Here is a 15,812-nt window from a genome sequence, read left to right on the forward strand (position 1 = left end):
GTGGCGCCATATAGACCCCATCATTCCAAACTGTCAACGCAGTTTCGAAAAAATTCAGGAATTTTCTTTCCACAGACCAACAAACAAAAAGAGCCGCTCTAAAACAGCCCCTTGGAAAACACGTTTAGTTTAATCGGGTTCGTATTCGCGTATGCCGTCGTCCTTGGCAAACAATACGCATGGTCCGTGAGAACCTCGCGGATCATATGCATATCCTTTGGATGCGAGCGCGTGTGTCATGTCGCGAATTCCAGCCAAGCCATAAAGATGATCGTGCAGTTCAAGGAAGATGCGTTCCACACCTGGCAAATCGGCACTCTGGAGCAGATCGCGCTCAGCGCCTTCAATATCCATGACGAGGACATTGATACCGTGGCGAACAATAAATTCGTCAATATTGATCGAGGATAACTCGATAGCGTGCTCATACGGCCCCTGCTTCTCATCCATGGATGACATCCAGAGGTCACGCCGCACATAGAAGCGGAAGGAGCTAGGCTCCCCCGCCGTTAAGATACCTTGCGAAAGCACAACATTATTGAGGCCGTTAGCGTCGATGACGCGTCGAGCGAGTGTCGCCGTAGTTGGATTCGCCTCAAAGGCCCAAACCGACACGTCGGAAATCTTTGCGATAATGGATGTGATGATCCCGATACCCGAACCCAGTTCCAGCACGCGGTCGCCCGGCTTCACCGCCTTGAAAATGGACCTCGCTTCCTTGGCCTCGTAGCTCCCGCTCGTCAAAGCCTGCCATATAACAGGTGACACTTCGTCGGATGCGATCGGTACGTTAATCCCATGTACTTTCAGCAATTCCTGCGCCCCAATTCCCCAGCATTAAAGTATTATATTCAAACGTCGGAACAGAGGATGTTCCGACTTATTCAACACATCGAAACGTAACTTTGCGATGCGACCAGTATGTGAACATAAACTGATTTGTGCAGCTTATGCCAGTTATCACGGCATGACACCGTCAGCGATCTGAACCCTGGCCAACTGCCTTCACCGCCTGTCCACTGCGATCATGTAGATGTTTGAGTTTTGAAGCAGGCATCGGCTTACCTATAAGATAGCCCTGCACCTGGTCGCATCCCAATCGTTTAAGACATTCGAACTGCTCCTCGGTCTCAATGCCTTCTGCGATTGTTACCATTCTGAGGCTGCGCCCCACCCCCGTTACGAGTTCGACAATCGCAAGAGCATCCGGCCGCGTTGTCACATCGCGCACGAAGGACCGATCAATCTTGATCTTATCGAATGGAAATCCGCTAAGGCTGCCGAGCGACGAATAGCCCGTTCCGAAATCGTCCATCGCAATCTGGATACCCAATGCCTTCAATTGGCGTAGTGTGCTCAAGGTCTGTTCGTTTTTGTCCAGCAAAACCGATTCTGTAATCTCGAGTTCCAACCGCTCCGCATGAAGTCCGCTTTGCTCAAGCGCATCAACTACGCTCTGAATAAGGTTCAGGCTGCGAAACTGGACAGGAGAGAGATTGACCGCAATCTTGAGCGGCCTGTTCCAATGGGCGGCTTCCTGGCAAGCCGTCGCGAGCACCCAGTCTCCAAGAGCATGAATGAAGCCGATCTTTTCGGCAACCGGAATAAATTCAACAGGTGAAACAGAACCGCGGACAGGATGAGTCCAACGGAGCAGCGCCTCATAACCACATATTTCACGTGTTATGGTGCAAGCCTGCGGCTGGTAATAGACCTCCATTTCGCCATTCTCCAATGCTTTCTGAAGATCAGCTTCGAATGACTTCTTTTCCCGCAAGCGCGTCTGCATCTGCGATTTGAACACACTTGCATGACCGGGCCCGAGTGCCTTTGCTTCATAGAGCGCGAGATCAGCATGTTTGAAAAGCTCTTCTGTGTCCGGTTCACCCTGGGAAATTGCAACGCCGACACAGGTTCCGATTTTTATTTCCAGTTCGCCAACATGATAAGGCTGGCTGATCGCGTCCATTAGACGATCCGACAGCTCCAGAGCTTCTTCTTCCCGCAGCCCTGTTGAAAGCAGGGCAAACTCGTCTCCGCCCAGCCGGCATACCATGTCACCACGTTCGCCGAGCTTGGTGAGACGCCGCGCAACTGCCTGCAATAGCGCATCACCGACATCATGCCCAAGTGTATCATTGACGTCCTTGAAGCCGTCGAGATCTAGAAGAAGAATAATAGCTGACTGGCTTCCGGCCTGCGCGGCCTGTAGCCTTTTCTCCAAATCCTGCCGGAACAGAACGCGATTTGGTAATCCTGTCAGAGCGTCGTGATGCGCATCGTGCTCAAGCCGAAAATTCTGCGACTGCAGTTCACCTGTCGCCTGCCGGAGATCGCTCGTCAGGCGCTGCATGCTACCGTGGGCCCGATCAAGAAGCTTATTGTGACGAAGTAGGAGAATAACCAGCACGACGCCGCAAAGAATAAGGCCCGCCGCCAATCCGGTGTAGATGAGATGTAGTTGGCGAACTTCAGCCTGCGCGACATCGATAAGCCCAACGTCATATTCAACTGCGGATGATGCGAGCGCTGTCATTGGCCCGTCAAGTGTGCTCATCAATTGCAGAAGGGTTTTGATTCCCTCCGCGTCGAGCTTATCCAGTTGGACATCAAGTGTCTGCAGAACGTCGCTCAGCTTCAAAAACAGATTGCGCCGCTGTGGATCATCTTGAATGAAGGAACGCAGATTACCCTGCTGTAGCAACTCCAGCCGACCGAGCATAATGTCCAGACGAAGGCGTACTTCGTCATGTGTGTCCTCGTTCAAATTCAGGGCATAGCCAGCCAGAACATGCTCAAGCCGCATATATTCCGACACCGTCTGCCCAACAGCCCAGGAGTCATTGTAACGGGAGAATTTCTGAAGCGCTGTCTGTCGTTCGGCAATGACATAGGCGATGTAGGCCGTTGCCACCACGAAACAACAGATAATAACGCCTAGAATTCGTCTCACACTTTGCCTCTATTCAACTATCAGCTTGGCAACCTGCCACGCGGAACGTGTGTAATAGGTCTGGCTTTGGAGCTGTGGGTCGCTGTCATATGGGTAGATTATAAACAATGGTCCTTTATCGCGAACCGCCATGTAATTGCCATCCCGCTTCATAGCAAGAATAACATTGAACTTCTTGAAGTCCTCCATCGGTAGCGAGCTGACATAGTCATTCAACGCTACCGCTGTCACTTTCGTTCCCCTGGCGCCGACGAGCGTCATAAGCTTGTCCATCGATACGCCCTCGAAACGCACGCGGCCATCGTACCATGGATTAGCCGTTTCTACGGTCACCAAACCGATAGCCTCCAGCATGTCCCGGTCGAATTGCGCCGTATCACCAACATTGGTATTGGCGATATTGCCGGATATGACCAGGATCGGCTTACCCATCGGCTTGGCCAACGGCTCCGCAGCCGCCCCGGATAGCCAGACGAAAGGCAAGAGCAGACAGAAAAAGAGTCGGATGAGTTTCATTGCATTTCTCCATGATAAATTAGACCAATAAAGAGAATTGCCTAAATCAACGTGAAGATCGCATGAGTTTTGTATTTTTTCATGTTCATATGCAATAAAATGAAATATCAGCAGCAAGTGTGACGCAACGTAACTTCAAATGATCGCGGCCCGCGAGTTACCCTGCTGTTTGATCGCGTTATACGATAGTAACGCTTTTACTATGCCATCGCAGATGGGTCCACCGTGAATCCAGCACAGCAGATTTCCAGCATAAGCGCAGAACGGATTTGCGTGAAATAATATATGAAAACAATTGGATAGATCGGTTTCAACACTTCCACATCAACTGAAAGCATTTCAGTGCATCCGACAAAAAGAAAAAGGGCAACGTGAGTAACATTGCCCTTTGAAGAAATTCGACGATTATCGTCTGTTCAACCGGCCAGTTGCCCTCCGGTCATTGGCTCTGGAGCTCCGGTGGTGCTCGGAAAGCTGATCGGTAAGCCGCGCAAGACCCGCACTGCAAGGAAAGCAAAGCATTCAGCCTCTACAGCATCGCCGCGCCAGCCAAGTGTTTCGGCAGGGACGAGTTCCACCTTCGCACGCTCAACCAACATGCGCATCATGGTCGGATTGCGACGCCCGCCACCACTGACTGCAAGTCGTTTCGGTCGACGCGGCAGAATATCCAGGGCCTTGCCCACTGCAGAGGTCGTGAACGCAGTCAATGTCGCCGCGCCATCTTCCTCACCAAGTCCATCGGCCATCGCCTCGGTAAAATCGAATCGATCCAGCGACTTGGGGTACGGAGCAGATAGATAGGGGTGCTTGAGCAGTTCAGCTAGCCGCATCTCGTCTACCTTGCCCTTTGCAGCCAGCGCCCCGTCGCGGTCCATTTCGCCCAATCCATGCTTCTTCATGAAGTCATTGATCGGCGCATTGGCGGGGCCAGTGTCGAATGCCACAAGCACATCACCGCCATCCCACCACGTAATGTTACCGACACCGCCAAGATTGAGTATAGCTGTACTGCCGCTCGCATCGGCACTGCGCAACAAGGCCGCATGATACACAGCCGCGAGCGGAGCACCCTGCCCGCCTGCGCGTATGTCTGCTGTCCGGAAGTCATAGGCTACTCGGGTTCCGAGCAGCTCGCTCATCAAGCCACCATCACCAAGTTGCCGGGTGTCGCCTAGCTTGCCTGCTTGCGGCGCGCGATGCAGCACCGTTTGTCCATGGAAACCGACGACGCCGATGTCCGCCATCGACAATCCATTTTCCTCGACCAATTCCCGCACAGCCGCGGACTGCGCGCGTGTCAGCGCTTCCTCGGCCTCGGCAAATACAGCAGGCTCTGGCCCCTCAAAATTCCAGATGCGGGCCTCGGCTTGCGCCTGTTCCAGAAGATCACGAATCCAGCGCGGATAGGGTTTCAACGCATAAGCGCCGAATTCTGCAATAGTTTCACCATCAGTTTTCAAAAGAGCAACGTCGATGTTTCCATCAAGCACGGTGCCCGTCATCAGGCCGACGGCCCATATTGGCTGCATAACGTCTCCTATCCCAATGAAATTGCGTCGCCGACGCCCTGCCGCAGTGCAAGAATACCGCTGTCGGAATGGCGCGTCGGATGGATGCGGTTGGTGAGCAAGGTCCATGCCCTACCCGCTTCAAAATCGATCCACAAGCCGGTTCCCGTGAAACCAGTGTGGCCGATCGTGTCCGTCGAATTGAAGTTGCCGCCTGACCAGCCTTCATAAGGCCTTTCCCAGCCATGCGTACGGGTCGCGGACAATGGCTGGCGCATCAGGCTGATGGCATTTTGCGATGCGCTACTACCATCAAGCAAGCCAATTGCGAAATCGAGTATGGAAGCAGCCGTACCGAACAGACCCGCATGGCCAGCACCCTGCAATGCCGAACAATTGTCGTCGTGCACTTCTCCGCAGAGTACGCGACTGCGCCAGGTGCAATCTTCGGTGGCCGCGCTCATTTCGGCCTCCGCTGAGAAAGCAAACCCATTGCCGGGATCCATCTCGCGAATGGTCTTGCCATAAAGTCTTTCCATCGCAAAGCCGAGCAGGATGAAATTAATATCCGAATAAACCGGCGTGGATTTTCGCCATTCGCGCTGCAGAATAAAAGCGCGCAACAATACCGGATCCCGCCCATAGGTGTAGGTGGGTTCGACCGATGGAAATGGTGTCTGATGACCAAGACATTCGCGAAAGGTGACTTTGCGCTCCCAGGCGTCGTTATCATACTGCCTGAGATCTGGAAGCAAGGTGATCAATGGTGCATCGAGATCAATGTTTCCTTCCTCAGCAAGCGCCAGAATGCGGGGAGTCGTAAACATCACCTTTGTCAGCGATGCGAGGTCGAACCATGTATCCGTTGTCATCGCACGTCGGGTCGGGATGACCTGCGCATAACCGGTCGCCCGGACAGCCCGGTTCCCAGAGAGATCGACCATTCCAAACACCCCTCCCGGAATACGCCCTGAATCACACGCTTCCGTCAGCAGACTGAACGCTTTTTCAAAGCGAGCCGTAAAGGCGGTATCGACAGTGTGGCGGACATTCAGTTCTGCCATGATGACTAAGCCTCGGTCCGGGCCATGTGATCATGACCATATATCTGCCAATGAGCCGGCATCGGTTCATAACCGAGTGGGCGAACGAGCGACGGCACTTGCCGTGTGTCGAGGGTAAAATGTTCATTGCGCCGATCAATGCTTGGAACAGCAGAGATCAGTCGCTTCGTATAGGAATGTTTCGGCGCAGAAAGAACCGATGCAGCATCGCCGATTTCCACGATCTGCCCGGCATAGACAACTGCGATGCGGTGCGCGATGCGCTCTACCACCGCCATGTCGTGCGATACGAACAGATAGGCGAGGCCGCGCTCCTTCTGGAGATCGATCAGCAGTTCCAAAACTTTGGCCTGTACTGAAACGTCGAGCGCGGAGACAGCTTCGTCCAGCACCACCGCCGAAGGACTAAGCATCAGCGCGCGGGCGATGCAAAGCCGCTGGCGTTGCCCACCCGAGAATTCATGCGGATATCGTTCCAGACTGTTTGTGGGTAATCCCACACGGTCGAGTAGTTGCAGCATCTTCTGCCGCGTTTCCGGCCCATCGCGCCCGCCAGCAGCGACAACCGGCTCAGCAAGGATGCTGTCGATACGAAGGCGCGGGTTGAGCGATGCATAAGGATTCTGGAAAACCATCTGTACTGAAGTGAAGCTTCGGGAATCGATGGTGCCTGCTATACCGACGTCAAGCTTGCCACGTGAGGCTTTGACAAGTCCGAGGATCGCCCGCGCAGTCGTTGACTTGCCTGAACCACTTTCTCCCACAACAGCGAGTGTTTCGCCGGGAAGAAGATCGAAATCAACGCTCTCCACTGCATGAACTGCACCAAGTTTGCGGCCGAGAAAGCCACCCCTTACGGGGAAACGAACCGTGAGCCCTTCCACAGCCAGAATTGGCTTTGCGCTGCGCTCTGCTGTGCGTGCATTATCGGTTCGCACCGCATTACCACTTTCAAAATGCGGCACGGCCTTCAGGAGATGTTGCGTGTAAGGATGCTGCGGGCGATCGAGAACGGCACTCAACTCACCTTGTTCGACTGCTTCGCCATGCTGCATCACCATGATTTTGTCGGCCATGCCTGCGACCAGCCCTATGTCATGGGTGATGAAAATCATCGCCATGCCGGTTTCGCGTTTCAGCTCTGCGAGCAGTGCCATAATCTGCGCCTGTACCGTAACATCAAGCGCAGTGGTCGGTTCGTCGGCAATCATGAGACGTGGATTACAAGCAAGCGCCGTTGCAATCATCACCCGTTGCAGCATACCGCCGGAAAGCTGGTTCGGGCAGTATTTAAGACGCCGTGCAGCATCTGGAATGCGCACGCGATCAAGTGCGTCCTTGGCAGCGGAAGCCGCCTGCCTTCCGGTAAGCCCGCGGTGGAGACGGAACGATTCCTCAATCTGTGTGCCGATCGTGAGCACAGGATTGAGTGACGTCATCGGCTCTTGAAAGATCATGCCGATTTCTGCACCACGGATTTTCGTCAACTCACCTTCGTTCGCAACAGCCAGATCAATCATGGTACCATCGGCGCGGTTCAGCTTGATCGTTCCGTCGATAATGCGACCTCCACCGAAATCCACAAGACGGTTGATCGACAAAGCGGTGACCGATTTGCCCGAACCGCTTTCACCGACAATCGCCAGCGTTTCTCCAGCGTCGAGATCGAAACTCACACCACGCACAATCTCATTCGCTTCCGGATTTCGGCCGAACCCGACACGGAGATTCGAGACGGATAGAAGTTTGTTCATGCCGCGCCCCTCCGCATTCTAGGATCGAGAATGTCGCGCAGGGCGTCACCCAGAAGATTGAAGCCAAGAATACCGATCATGATCGCCAGTCCCGGAAATGCCAGCAGCCATGGCGCGGTTTCCATGAGATTGCGCGCATCTGCCAGCATGAGACCAAGCGACGAAGCGGGTGGCTGGGTGCCAAGACCGAGGAAGCTCAAACCTGCCTCTGTCAGCAGCGACCAGGCGAGCGCCAAGGTGATCTGCACGGTCAAAGGCGCAACCAGATTAAGCAGCAGGTGGCGCGAAAGGATATAACGGTTGCTGCTGTGAAACGTACGTGCCGCATCTACGAATTCGCGCGTTTTGATCGACAATGCCGGACCGCGCACAACCCGCGTGAATATCGGCGTGTAGACAATGGCAATGGCAGCAATGCTCGTCCCGGTTCCCGGTCCGACCACGGCAATGATGAGAAGCGCAAGCAAAATTGCCGGGAATGCCAGCAGCACGTCCATCACACGCATGACGGTGCCGTCCCACCAACGCCCGAACCAGGCTGCAGTCAATCCAAGAACAGTACCAGCAAAAGCGGCCATTCCGACTGCTGAAAAACCGACGACGAAAGATTGTGCAATACCAGCCATCAGGCGGCTCATCACGTCACGCCCAAAGAGGTCCGTTCCCATCCAGTGGGCAGCACTTGGAGGGCGCAGCCTGTCTATACGGTGCTGCAACAACGGGTCATGCGGCGTGAAACCAAAATAACCGAGGCAAGCTACAATCAGATAGACCAGCACAATGAGGCCGCCAATGCGGCCACTCGGATGAGCAAGAACGGACCGCACTATCTGCATCAGTTCTCTCCCAGACGAATGCGCGGATCGAGCGTAACATAAAGGAGGTCAACCAGCAGATTAACGATCATGAAGTTGAAGGCGATGAAGAGAATACTACCCTGCACCAGCGCATAATCGCGCTGCAAAATGGCATCAAGCACCATACGCCCCAGCCCTGGTAAAGCATAAATCTGCTCAACCAGCACAGCCCCACCCAGAAGATAACCGAATTCCACGCCGCTCAACGTCACGACCGGGATAAGTGCATTGGGCAATGCATGCCGCCAGATGACAGCGCGAGCCGAAGCGCCTTTGCTGCGGGCTGTGCGAACATAATCATCGCTGAGAACATCCAGCATTGCCGAACGTGATATGCGTGTAACCGATGCCGCAAATGCGAAGCCGAGCGTTACGGCGGGCAAGATCATCTGCAAAAAATTCTGCCACGGATTTACCCATAGCGGCGTGAATTCGCCCATGGTGGGCAATACACCGAAGCCTGCAGAAAGAATATAAATGAAGAGGAGACCGAGAACGAAGCTTGGCGTCGACTGGCCAATCATCGCAAAAATACGAACCGCAAGATCGGACATTTTCTCGTTGCGCGTAGCCGCATAAACCCCAGCCGGGAGACCGACAATCAACGCGATAATCATCGACATCAATGCCAGTTGCAGCGTCAGCGGAAAGCGCTCCAGAATAACTGTCAGAACCGGCTTTCCGAATGTGACAGACACTCCCAGATTACCCTGCAACACGTCACCGAGCCAGCGCCAGTACTGTGTAGTCCAGCTTTGATCGATGCCGAAATATTGCGCCAGTGACTGCCGTTGTTCCGGCGTCAGCAATCCAGCCTCCGTTCCGAGCATAGCCGTGATGGAATCGCCCGGAACCATACGGATCGAAACGAAGACAAGGATCGACACCCCCAGCATGACCAGGGGAAATGTCAGCAGCCGACGTGTCAGACAATTCATGTCAGATTACTCATGGCCTGCCGTCAAGGAAGGCAACTAAAAGCCACGCCTTCCTGATGAAGGCGTGGCGGATTTCATGACATCACTGCCCAATCTGCAGCTTGGTTACGCCGAATAGCGAACCGGTGGCGCGAGGCTCAAAACCTGTAACGTTCTTCTGGTGGGCAACATAGTTGTTGGCCGTATAGAGCCAAACCCATGGAGAAACTTCCGTTATGTGCTTTTCGAAATCGGCGAAGATCACCTTGCGTTTTTCAGGATCGGTCTCAACTCTTCCCCTTTGCATCAGATCATCGAGCGTATCGTCGATATACTGCGCGACCTTTTGAAGATTCCCCGCCTTGGTCCAGTACCGACCATACATCGTATAGGGATCAGCCGAACCGCCGTTCAAAGCCACGGCCATGTCGAAATCACCCTTCAGCCATGTATCGACATAGACGTTGAGTTCCATCATCCGGATATCGAGCTTGATGCCGATTTCGGCAAGTTGCGACTGGAGGACCTGAGCTTCAGCCGCAGCGGTTGCTGGCTCTCCATTCGCAGCTATGATGGTTGCCGAAAAGCCATCCGCATAACCGGCATCCGCCATCAGCTTCTTTGCTTTTTCGACATCGCGTTTATAGCAGAAAAGCGTGTTCGGATCGCTTGCATAGGCGGGCATGGTCAAGGGACCTGTCACCTTGCCTTCACCAAGCAATGCGGTATCGAGCACATCCTGGCGATCAACAGCGCAGGAAATGGCCTGACGCACGGCCAGCTCTGTCATTGGTTTGCGCGAGGGATTTAGCTGCAATACGTGATAGGCTAGTGCCGGTGTGCGTACCAGTTCCAGCGCGCTCTCACGTGGCACCATCGTTGCGACCAGCGGGTCGTTGAGGAGAGCGAAATCGATCTGCTTGGCGCGAAGTGCCGCAAGAATTGCTGTTTCATCCGGCAGAACACTGATGTCTATACCATCAACTGCTACTTTACCGCCCGCCCAGTCGGGATTGGCTTTCAGCACTTCCTTGGAATTTGGCTCCCAGCGCTCAAGGATGAATGGCCCTGACCCAACGGCCTTCGTGCCGATGCTGCCAGCCTTGATCTCGCTTTCGGGAACTACCGCCGCATTGATGCTGGCAATAGCTGCCAACAACGGAACATCTGACTGAGAAAGCTTGAAGATAACCGTTTCGGCGTCCGGCGTTTCAATAGCAGCAATGGAACCGAAATTGGCACGCGCTACAGCGCCTGTCTTTTCATCCAGAATGCGCTCGAATGATGCTTTCACATCGGCAGGCGTTACCGGCTGCCCGTTCTGAAATTTTGCATTCTTGTCGAGTTTGAATGTGAGAATCTTGCCGCCATCGGAAAACTGCCAACTCTGTGCAATGGCAGGTGCGATTTGAAGGTCCGAACCAAGACGGACAAGCGGCTCATAGATAAGTTCCAACAGGCGAATCGATGAAAATGCTGGTTGTTTATGTGGATCGAGGCCGGTGGCATCCTGTGACCAAGCCATCCGGAGGGTCGCGGCAAATGCCGCCGAAACACCCAATCCACCAAAACTCCCAATGCTCATCGCTATTGCGGCGGCACCCGCAACAAGGCTCTTTTTGAAACTCGCTCCCATTTTCTTCCCTCGCAAATTACTGCAATGCTAATGTCCGACTGCTTCCCCGCTTCGGCTTACACTTTATTGGCATTTATTGCCTGTCTAAGAAATCCCCCAGCATTCTTTAATGCCGTTCTTGCTTCATCCACTGGCATTCCCGTGATGACCACGAGAATTGCGAGCTTAACGTCATTGTCCGTCACGGCGAGAACGCGTTTCGCCTCTCTCGCCCCGCAACCAGTTGCCTGCATAACAATTCGTGACGCGCGCGCGACAAGCTTCTTATTGGTGGCGCTGAGGTCCACCATGAGATTCTCGTATGTCTTGCCGATTCGGATCATGCTCGCCGTCGTCAGCATATTGAGAACCAGTTTCTGCGCCGTACCGGATTTAAGACGCGTAGAACCTGTCAATATTTCAGGCCCGACAACGGGCGATATGGCAATTTCGGCCATAGTCGCAATGGTCGAATTGGGATTGCAGGACAAAGCCACCGTTGTGACACCGATTGATGCTGCGTAGGCCAAGCCGCCGATCACATAGGGCGTGCGTCCGCTGACTGCGATTCCTACAACGACATCGTGCGGAGCCAAACCGATATCGCGCAGATCAGATTCGCCTAACGACGGGTCGTCTTCTGCCCCTTCGATTGCATGTTGTAGCGCATCCACACCGCCAGCGATCAACCCGATCACCATACCTTCCGGTACGCTGAAAGTTGGCGGGCATTCCGATGCATCGAGGACACCAAGGCGTCCGCTTGTTCCAGCACCCATATAGATCAGCCGACCGCCCGACCGAAATGCTTCGACAATCTTATCGACCGCCTGTGCGACATGAGGCAACACATTCTCAACGGCAGCCGGAACTCGATGGTCCTCATTGTTGATACGACGTACAATAGCGAGGCTCGACAAAAGATCGATATCCATCGTGGACGGATTTCGCTCTTCTGAAACCAGCCCTTCCAGCTCAGATAACAACGCCTGTTCAGTCATGCCTCTGCCTGCTTATAGAACAGCGTTCAGGATCCGCTGCCATATGGTTAATGAATGGTAAGATTATAAATTCCCTTAGTCAATCACATTACGGAATAAATTATTCCTATTCGATGAGTACCATACGTTTGCGCTCAACTGGAGAGCACCATATTTCGAGCAAGAATGATCGCACCTGAAACAGCATCGCCATCGGCAGGTTTGAGTCGCCGGCGGACATCCGGCGCCAGCCACGGTTCGAGTGGAGTAGCAAGCCCGCCGATCAGCGTAACGCGAGGTGCCCCTTTTTCGAAAAGTACACGCACGATAGTATCTATATGGCCCGCAGCAGTTTGAACGATCTGGCGCGCGGCTGCATCGCCCTGATCCGCATGGCGCATGACCATAGGTGCCAGAGATGCATATTCCGTGGCAGTGGCCCGGTCCATCCAAGCGACCGCCTCCATCGGGCTTTGATTAAAACGCACCATGACTTCGTTGAGAAGTGGCGTGCGTTCAATACGTCCGTCATAGGCCTGAAGCGCCCGCTGAATCGCTGACAACCCCAGAAAAGCACCACTGCCTTCGTCTGAGATGGGAAAGCCGTAGCCTCCAACGCGGATATCGACGCCATTCACGAAGCCCAGGCCGATCGAACCGGTTCCCGCAATAACGATAGCCCCGTCATTACCCGAATGTGCACCGAGACAAGCGCCTTTGCCGTCACTCATGAAATGAATACTCGAAAATGGGTGCGATATGGCCTGAAGCGCTTCGAGCGCACCCTGTCTGCCTATGCCTGCAAGTCCCACACCTACATGCGTTCTTGACAGCTCCTCCACCTCCAGACCCGCCTCGCTAATCGCTGCATCGAATGCTCGCGCGATAGATTCCCAGGCTTTCTCTATTCCAAGGCGTGTTGTCGCCGGGCCGGATAACCCCTGCCCCAGAACATTGCCAGCTTCATCTTCCAGCCGGGCCCTGCAACCCGTACCGCCGCCATCCACACCAAGATAGAACCGATTTTTTCCTATCCCGTCCGACATCATTCTGACAGCCGTTCTATATCTGCGCCGCAAAGCTTCAGTTTGCGATCAAGCTGCTCATATCCGCGATCCAGATGATAGATGCGATTAACGACAGTTTCTCCCTCGGCAACGAGTGCCGCCAGGACGAGCGAAACCGATGCCCGCAAGTCCGTCGCCATGACCTGTGCGCCATGTAGCGGGCGCCCGCCGCGCACCAACGCGGTCGTTCCCTGCAGTTTGATGTCAGCGCCAAGCCGCATCAATTCCGGCACATGCATGAACCGGCTTTCGAACACCGTTTCGCGGATGAGTGACGCTCCTTCCGAACAAGCTGCCAGTGCCATAAATTGGGCCTGCAGATCGGTGGGAAAACCGGGATAGGGTTCGGTCGTCAAATCAGCACCACGCAAGGAGCCGTTGCGCGAAATAACCAGCCCGCGATCGCTTGGCCATACACTGACGCCCATGGTTTCAAGCACTTGCACAACAGAAGCGAGATGTTCAAGACGGGCGTGAGTCAGTTCGAGGGTGCCGCCGGTAATAGCCGCTGCAACAGCGTAAGTGCCTGCCTCGATGCGATCCGGTATGCCGTGGTGACATGCAGGCCGCCACGATGTATCGCCTTGAACTAAAATGCGATGTGTACCCGCTCCTTCAATCTGGGCTCCCATGGCGCTCAGACATGCAGCAAGATCAGCAATTTCAGGCTCACGAGCCGCATTCAGTATTTCGGTTTCGCCACGAGCGGACGTTGCCGCCATCATCGCCGTTGCCGTCGCACCGACGGAAGGCGCAGGCAAAACAATGCGGCCTCCGATAAGGCCATTATCGGTCGAGGCGACAATCCAGCCGCGATCAATGGAAACATTTGCGCCAAGCGTGGCGAGCGCTTTCAGATGCATATCGACAGGACGCGCACCGATGGCACACCCGCCCGGCAAGGAAACACGAACCTTGCCAAGTCTCGCCAACAAAGGTGCCAGCACCAGAACCGTCGCCCGCATCCGCCTTACTGTGTCATAAGGCGTTTCTTCCACAACAAGATCAGTCGCAGTTATTGTCGTTGAATGCGGCGCGCGGGAAATCTGCGCCCCATGCGATTGCACGACATTAAGCATGTTTTCGACATCACTGACCGCAGGAAGATTTGTGAGTTCAACAGAATATGGGCTTAGCAGGGAAGCCGCGATTTGAGGCAGTGCAGCATTCTTCGCACCGGAGATATTGACCGCACCCTGCAAGGGTTTTCCGCCGACAATTCGCAATCGTTCCATGTCTTGCCACCATATCCTCACTTACAGAGAGTTAGCTCATTCCACACTTTTTAAAAGGTAGGAATTTTATATTCCAAATCAATTTGGGTTGTCTTATGGACTAAGGCAACCGAATATCGAACCCTCCGACGCCGGAATGGGGAATAATCGCACATGTCGATCCTGCAAAAAATCAACGCCAAACTAAATGAACTGACTGTTGCAGACCGAAAGATCGGCCAGTTCATCATCGACCATCCGGAACAGGTGTTGCGGCTTTCCTCTTCTGCATTGGCGGAAGCGACGGGGCGCAGCCAGTCGAGCGTCGTCAAATTTAGTCAGAAATTCGGTTTTGACGGCTATCAGGAACTTAAGCTTGCCGTCAGCGAGGCCCGGGCCAAAGAGTGGCAGGTTCCGGCCGGGATGGTCCACGGTACGATCGAGACCGGCGACAGCTATATTACGGTGCTGCAGAAGCTGATCGGCAGCAAGCTCCAATCCATGCAGAAAACGATTTCCGCCAATGATGAACAAGGCATCGACGGTGCGTTGCAAGCCCTCATCAGCGCCCGGCGTATCCACCTGGCCGGTGTCGGTGCATCGTCACTCGTCGCACGCGATTTTTCCTACAAGCTGATGAAACTAGGCCGCAACGTGATGCACGATAGTGATAGTCATATCCAGATGGCCAATGTCTCGACCTTGCATGAGGGCGATGTTCTGTTTGCCCTTTCCTACTCTGGAACGAGCATCGAAACATTGCGCATCGCCGAACAGGCGAAGAAGTGGGGAGCGACCGTAATCGCTGTTACGGGCCTCAACGAGAACCCGCTCAATAAAATCGCCGATATTCGCCTGTACACGGTCGCCGACGAAGAGCGTGTTCGCTCATCATCAATAACGGCGCGCGACGCGCAACTGGTTCTGACGGATTTACTTTTTATTCTGCTGTTCCAACGCCAACAGGATGCCAATGATTATGTACATAAAAGCGAAGCTGCGGTGTCTTCGCTGAAAATATGAGCCGCGAGTTCAATCAATAATAGCGGCAGCGGCAAGGCTTGCAAAAGCGGCAACGAATGCCACTGCGACCGCACCGACCTTCGTGAACAGATTAAACGCATCGCCCGGCGTTTCGCGGTTTGACATGTTGAGATAAACGAGCGTCGCCGCTACGATGATACCAATCGAAAAAGCGAAAGCGGAAACCCACTGCCATAACTCAGGCATGAAACCTCACAAACGATAAACCAACTTTTGAGACTGCGGACCTTTATCGAAACTTTATTACCGCAGTGTGATCTCACTTAATGTTTCCTGTTCAGGTACGCAATGTAACATGGAGCTTTCAAGCCACACAATCA

The 15,812-nt window shown here is 54.0% G+C and carries 14 protein-coding genes; 1 reads left to right on the forward strand and 13 read right to left on the reverse strand.

What is annotated here, in order from left to right:
* Positions 1-129 precede the first annotated feature (129 nt).
* The 12 genes from FIB18_RS20895 to murA form a co-directional block, all read right to left on the reverse strand.
* Positions 130-813: an FkbM family methyltransferase gene (locus FIB18_RS20895; protein ID WP_210296174.1), complete on the reverse strand. Its 684-nt coding sequence runs from the start codon at positions 811-813 to the stop codon at positions 130-132.
* Positions 814-976: 163 nt separating this feature from the next.
* The gene (locus FIB18_RS20900) at positions 977-2,953 is read right to left on the reverse strand and encodes a putative bifunctional diguanylate cyclase/phosphodiesterase (RefSeq protein WP_140022546.1); all 1,977 of its coding nucleotides are present in this window, start codon (positions 2,951-2,953) and stop codon (positions 977-979) included.
* A gap of 9 nt (positions 2,954-2,962) precedes the next feature.
* Positions 2,963-3,469, reverse strand: coding sequence for an oxidoreductase (locus FIB18_RS20905; protein WP_140022547.1), 507 nt, complete (start codon positions 3,467-3,469; stop codon positions 2,963-2,965).
* A 416-nt stretch (positions 3,470-3,885) separates the two neighbouring features.
* Positions 3,886-5,001, reverse strand: coding sequence for an anhydro-N-acetylmuramic acid kinase (locus FIB18_RS20910; RefSeq protein ID WP_140022548.1), 1,116 nt, complete (start codon positions 4,999-5,001; stop codon positions 3,886-3,888).
* An 8-nt stretch (positions 5,002-5,009) separates the two neighbouring features.
* Positions 5,010-6,044, reverse strand: a complete 1,035-nt coding sequence (locus FIB18_RS20915) for a serine hydrolase domain-containing protein (RefSeq protein ID WP_140022549.1) — start codon at positions 6,042-6,044, stop codon at positions 5,010-5,012.
* 5 nt (positions 6,045-6,049) lie between these two features.
* Positions 6,050-7,798, reverse strand: coding sequence for an ABC transporter ATP-binding protein (locus tag FIB18_RS20920; protein WP_140022550.1), 1,749 nt, complete (start codon positions 7,796-7,798; stop codon positions 6,050-6,052).
* Positions 7,795-8,634 carry an ABC transporter permease gene (locus tag FIB18_RS20925; protein ID WP_140022551.1) on the reverse strand — a complete coding sequence of 280 codons (840 nt, stop codon included), beginning with the start codon at positions 8,632-8,634 and terminating at the stop codon, positions 7,795-7,797. The genes FIB18_RS20920 and FIB18_RS20925 overlap by 4 nt, the downstream gene beginning before the upstream one ends.
* Positions 8,634-9,593 carry an ABC transporter permease gene (locus FIB18_RS20930; RefSeq protein ID WP_140022552.1) on the reverse strand — a complete coding sequence of 320 codons (960 nt, stop codon included), beginning with the start codon at positions 9,591-9,593 and terminating at the stop codon, positions 8,634-8,636. Before FIB18_RS20930 ends, FIB18_RS20925 begins: the two co-directional genes overlap by 1 nt.
* An 82-nt stretch (positions 9,594-9,675) precedes the next feature.
* Positions 9,676-11,208, reverse strand: a complete 1,533-nt coding sequence (locus FIB18_RS20935) for an ABC transporter substrate-binding protein (RefSeq protein WP_140022553.1) — start codon at positions 11,206-11,208, stop codon at positions 9,676-9,678.
* A gap of 56 nt (positions 11,209-11,264) precedes the next feature.
* Complete coding sequence (murQ, locus tag FIB18_RS20940) at positions 11,265-12,188, reverse strand: N-acetylmuramic acid 6-phosphate etherase (RefSeq protein ID WP_140022554.1); 924 nt, start codon at positions 12,186-12,188, stop codon at positions 11,265-11,267.
* A gap of 134 nt (positions 12,189-12,322) precedes the next feature.
* Complete coding sequence (locus tag FIB18_RS20945; RefSeq protein ID WP_174977462.1) at positions 12,323-13,216, reverse strand: N-acetylglucosamine kinase; 894 nt, start codon at positions 13,214-13,216, stop codon at positions 12,323-12,325.
* Complete coding sequence (gene murA / locus FIB18_RS20950; protein ID WP_140022555.1) at positions 13,213-14,469, reverse strand: UDP-N-acetylglucosamine 1-carboxyvinyltransferase; 1,257 nt, start codon at positions 14,467-14,469, stop codon at positions 13,213-13,215. The genes FIB18_RS20945 and murA overlap by 4 nt, the downstream gene beginning before the upstream one ends.
* A 153-nt stretch (positions 14,470-14,622) precedes the next feature.
* On the opposite strand from murA, the gene FIB18_RS20955 reads away from it, so the two are divergent.
* Positions 14,623-15,471, forward strand: a complete 849-nt coding sequence (locus FIB18_RS20955) for a MurR/RpiR family transcriptional regulator (protein ID WP_140022556.1) — start codon at positions 14,623-14,625, stop codon at positions 15,469-15,471.
* Positions 15,472-15,480: 9 nt separating this feature from the next.
* Here the strand turns inward: FIB18_RS20955 and FIB18_RS20960 are convergent, their stop codons facing one another.
* Entirely contained in the window at positions 15,481-15,678 is a 198-nt protein-coding gene (locus FIB18_RS20960; protein ID WP_140022557.1) for a hypothetical protein, read from the reverse strand.
* Positions 15,679-15,812 lie beyond the last annotated feature (134 nt).

It is taken from the genome of Brucella pecoris, from assembly GCF_006376675.1.
Classification (GTDB): Bacteria; Pseudomonadota; Alphaproteobacteria; order Rhizobiales; family Rhizobiaceae; genus Brucella; species Brucella pecoris.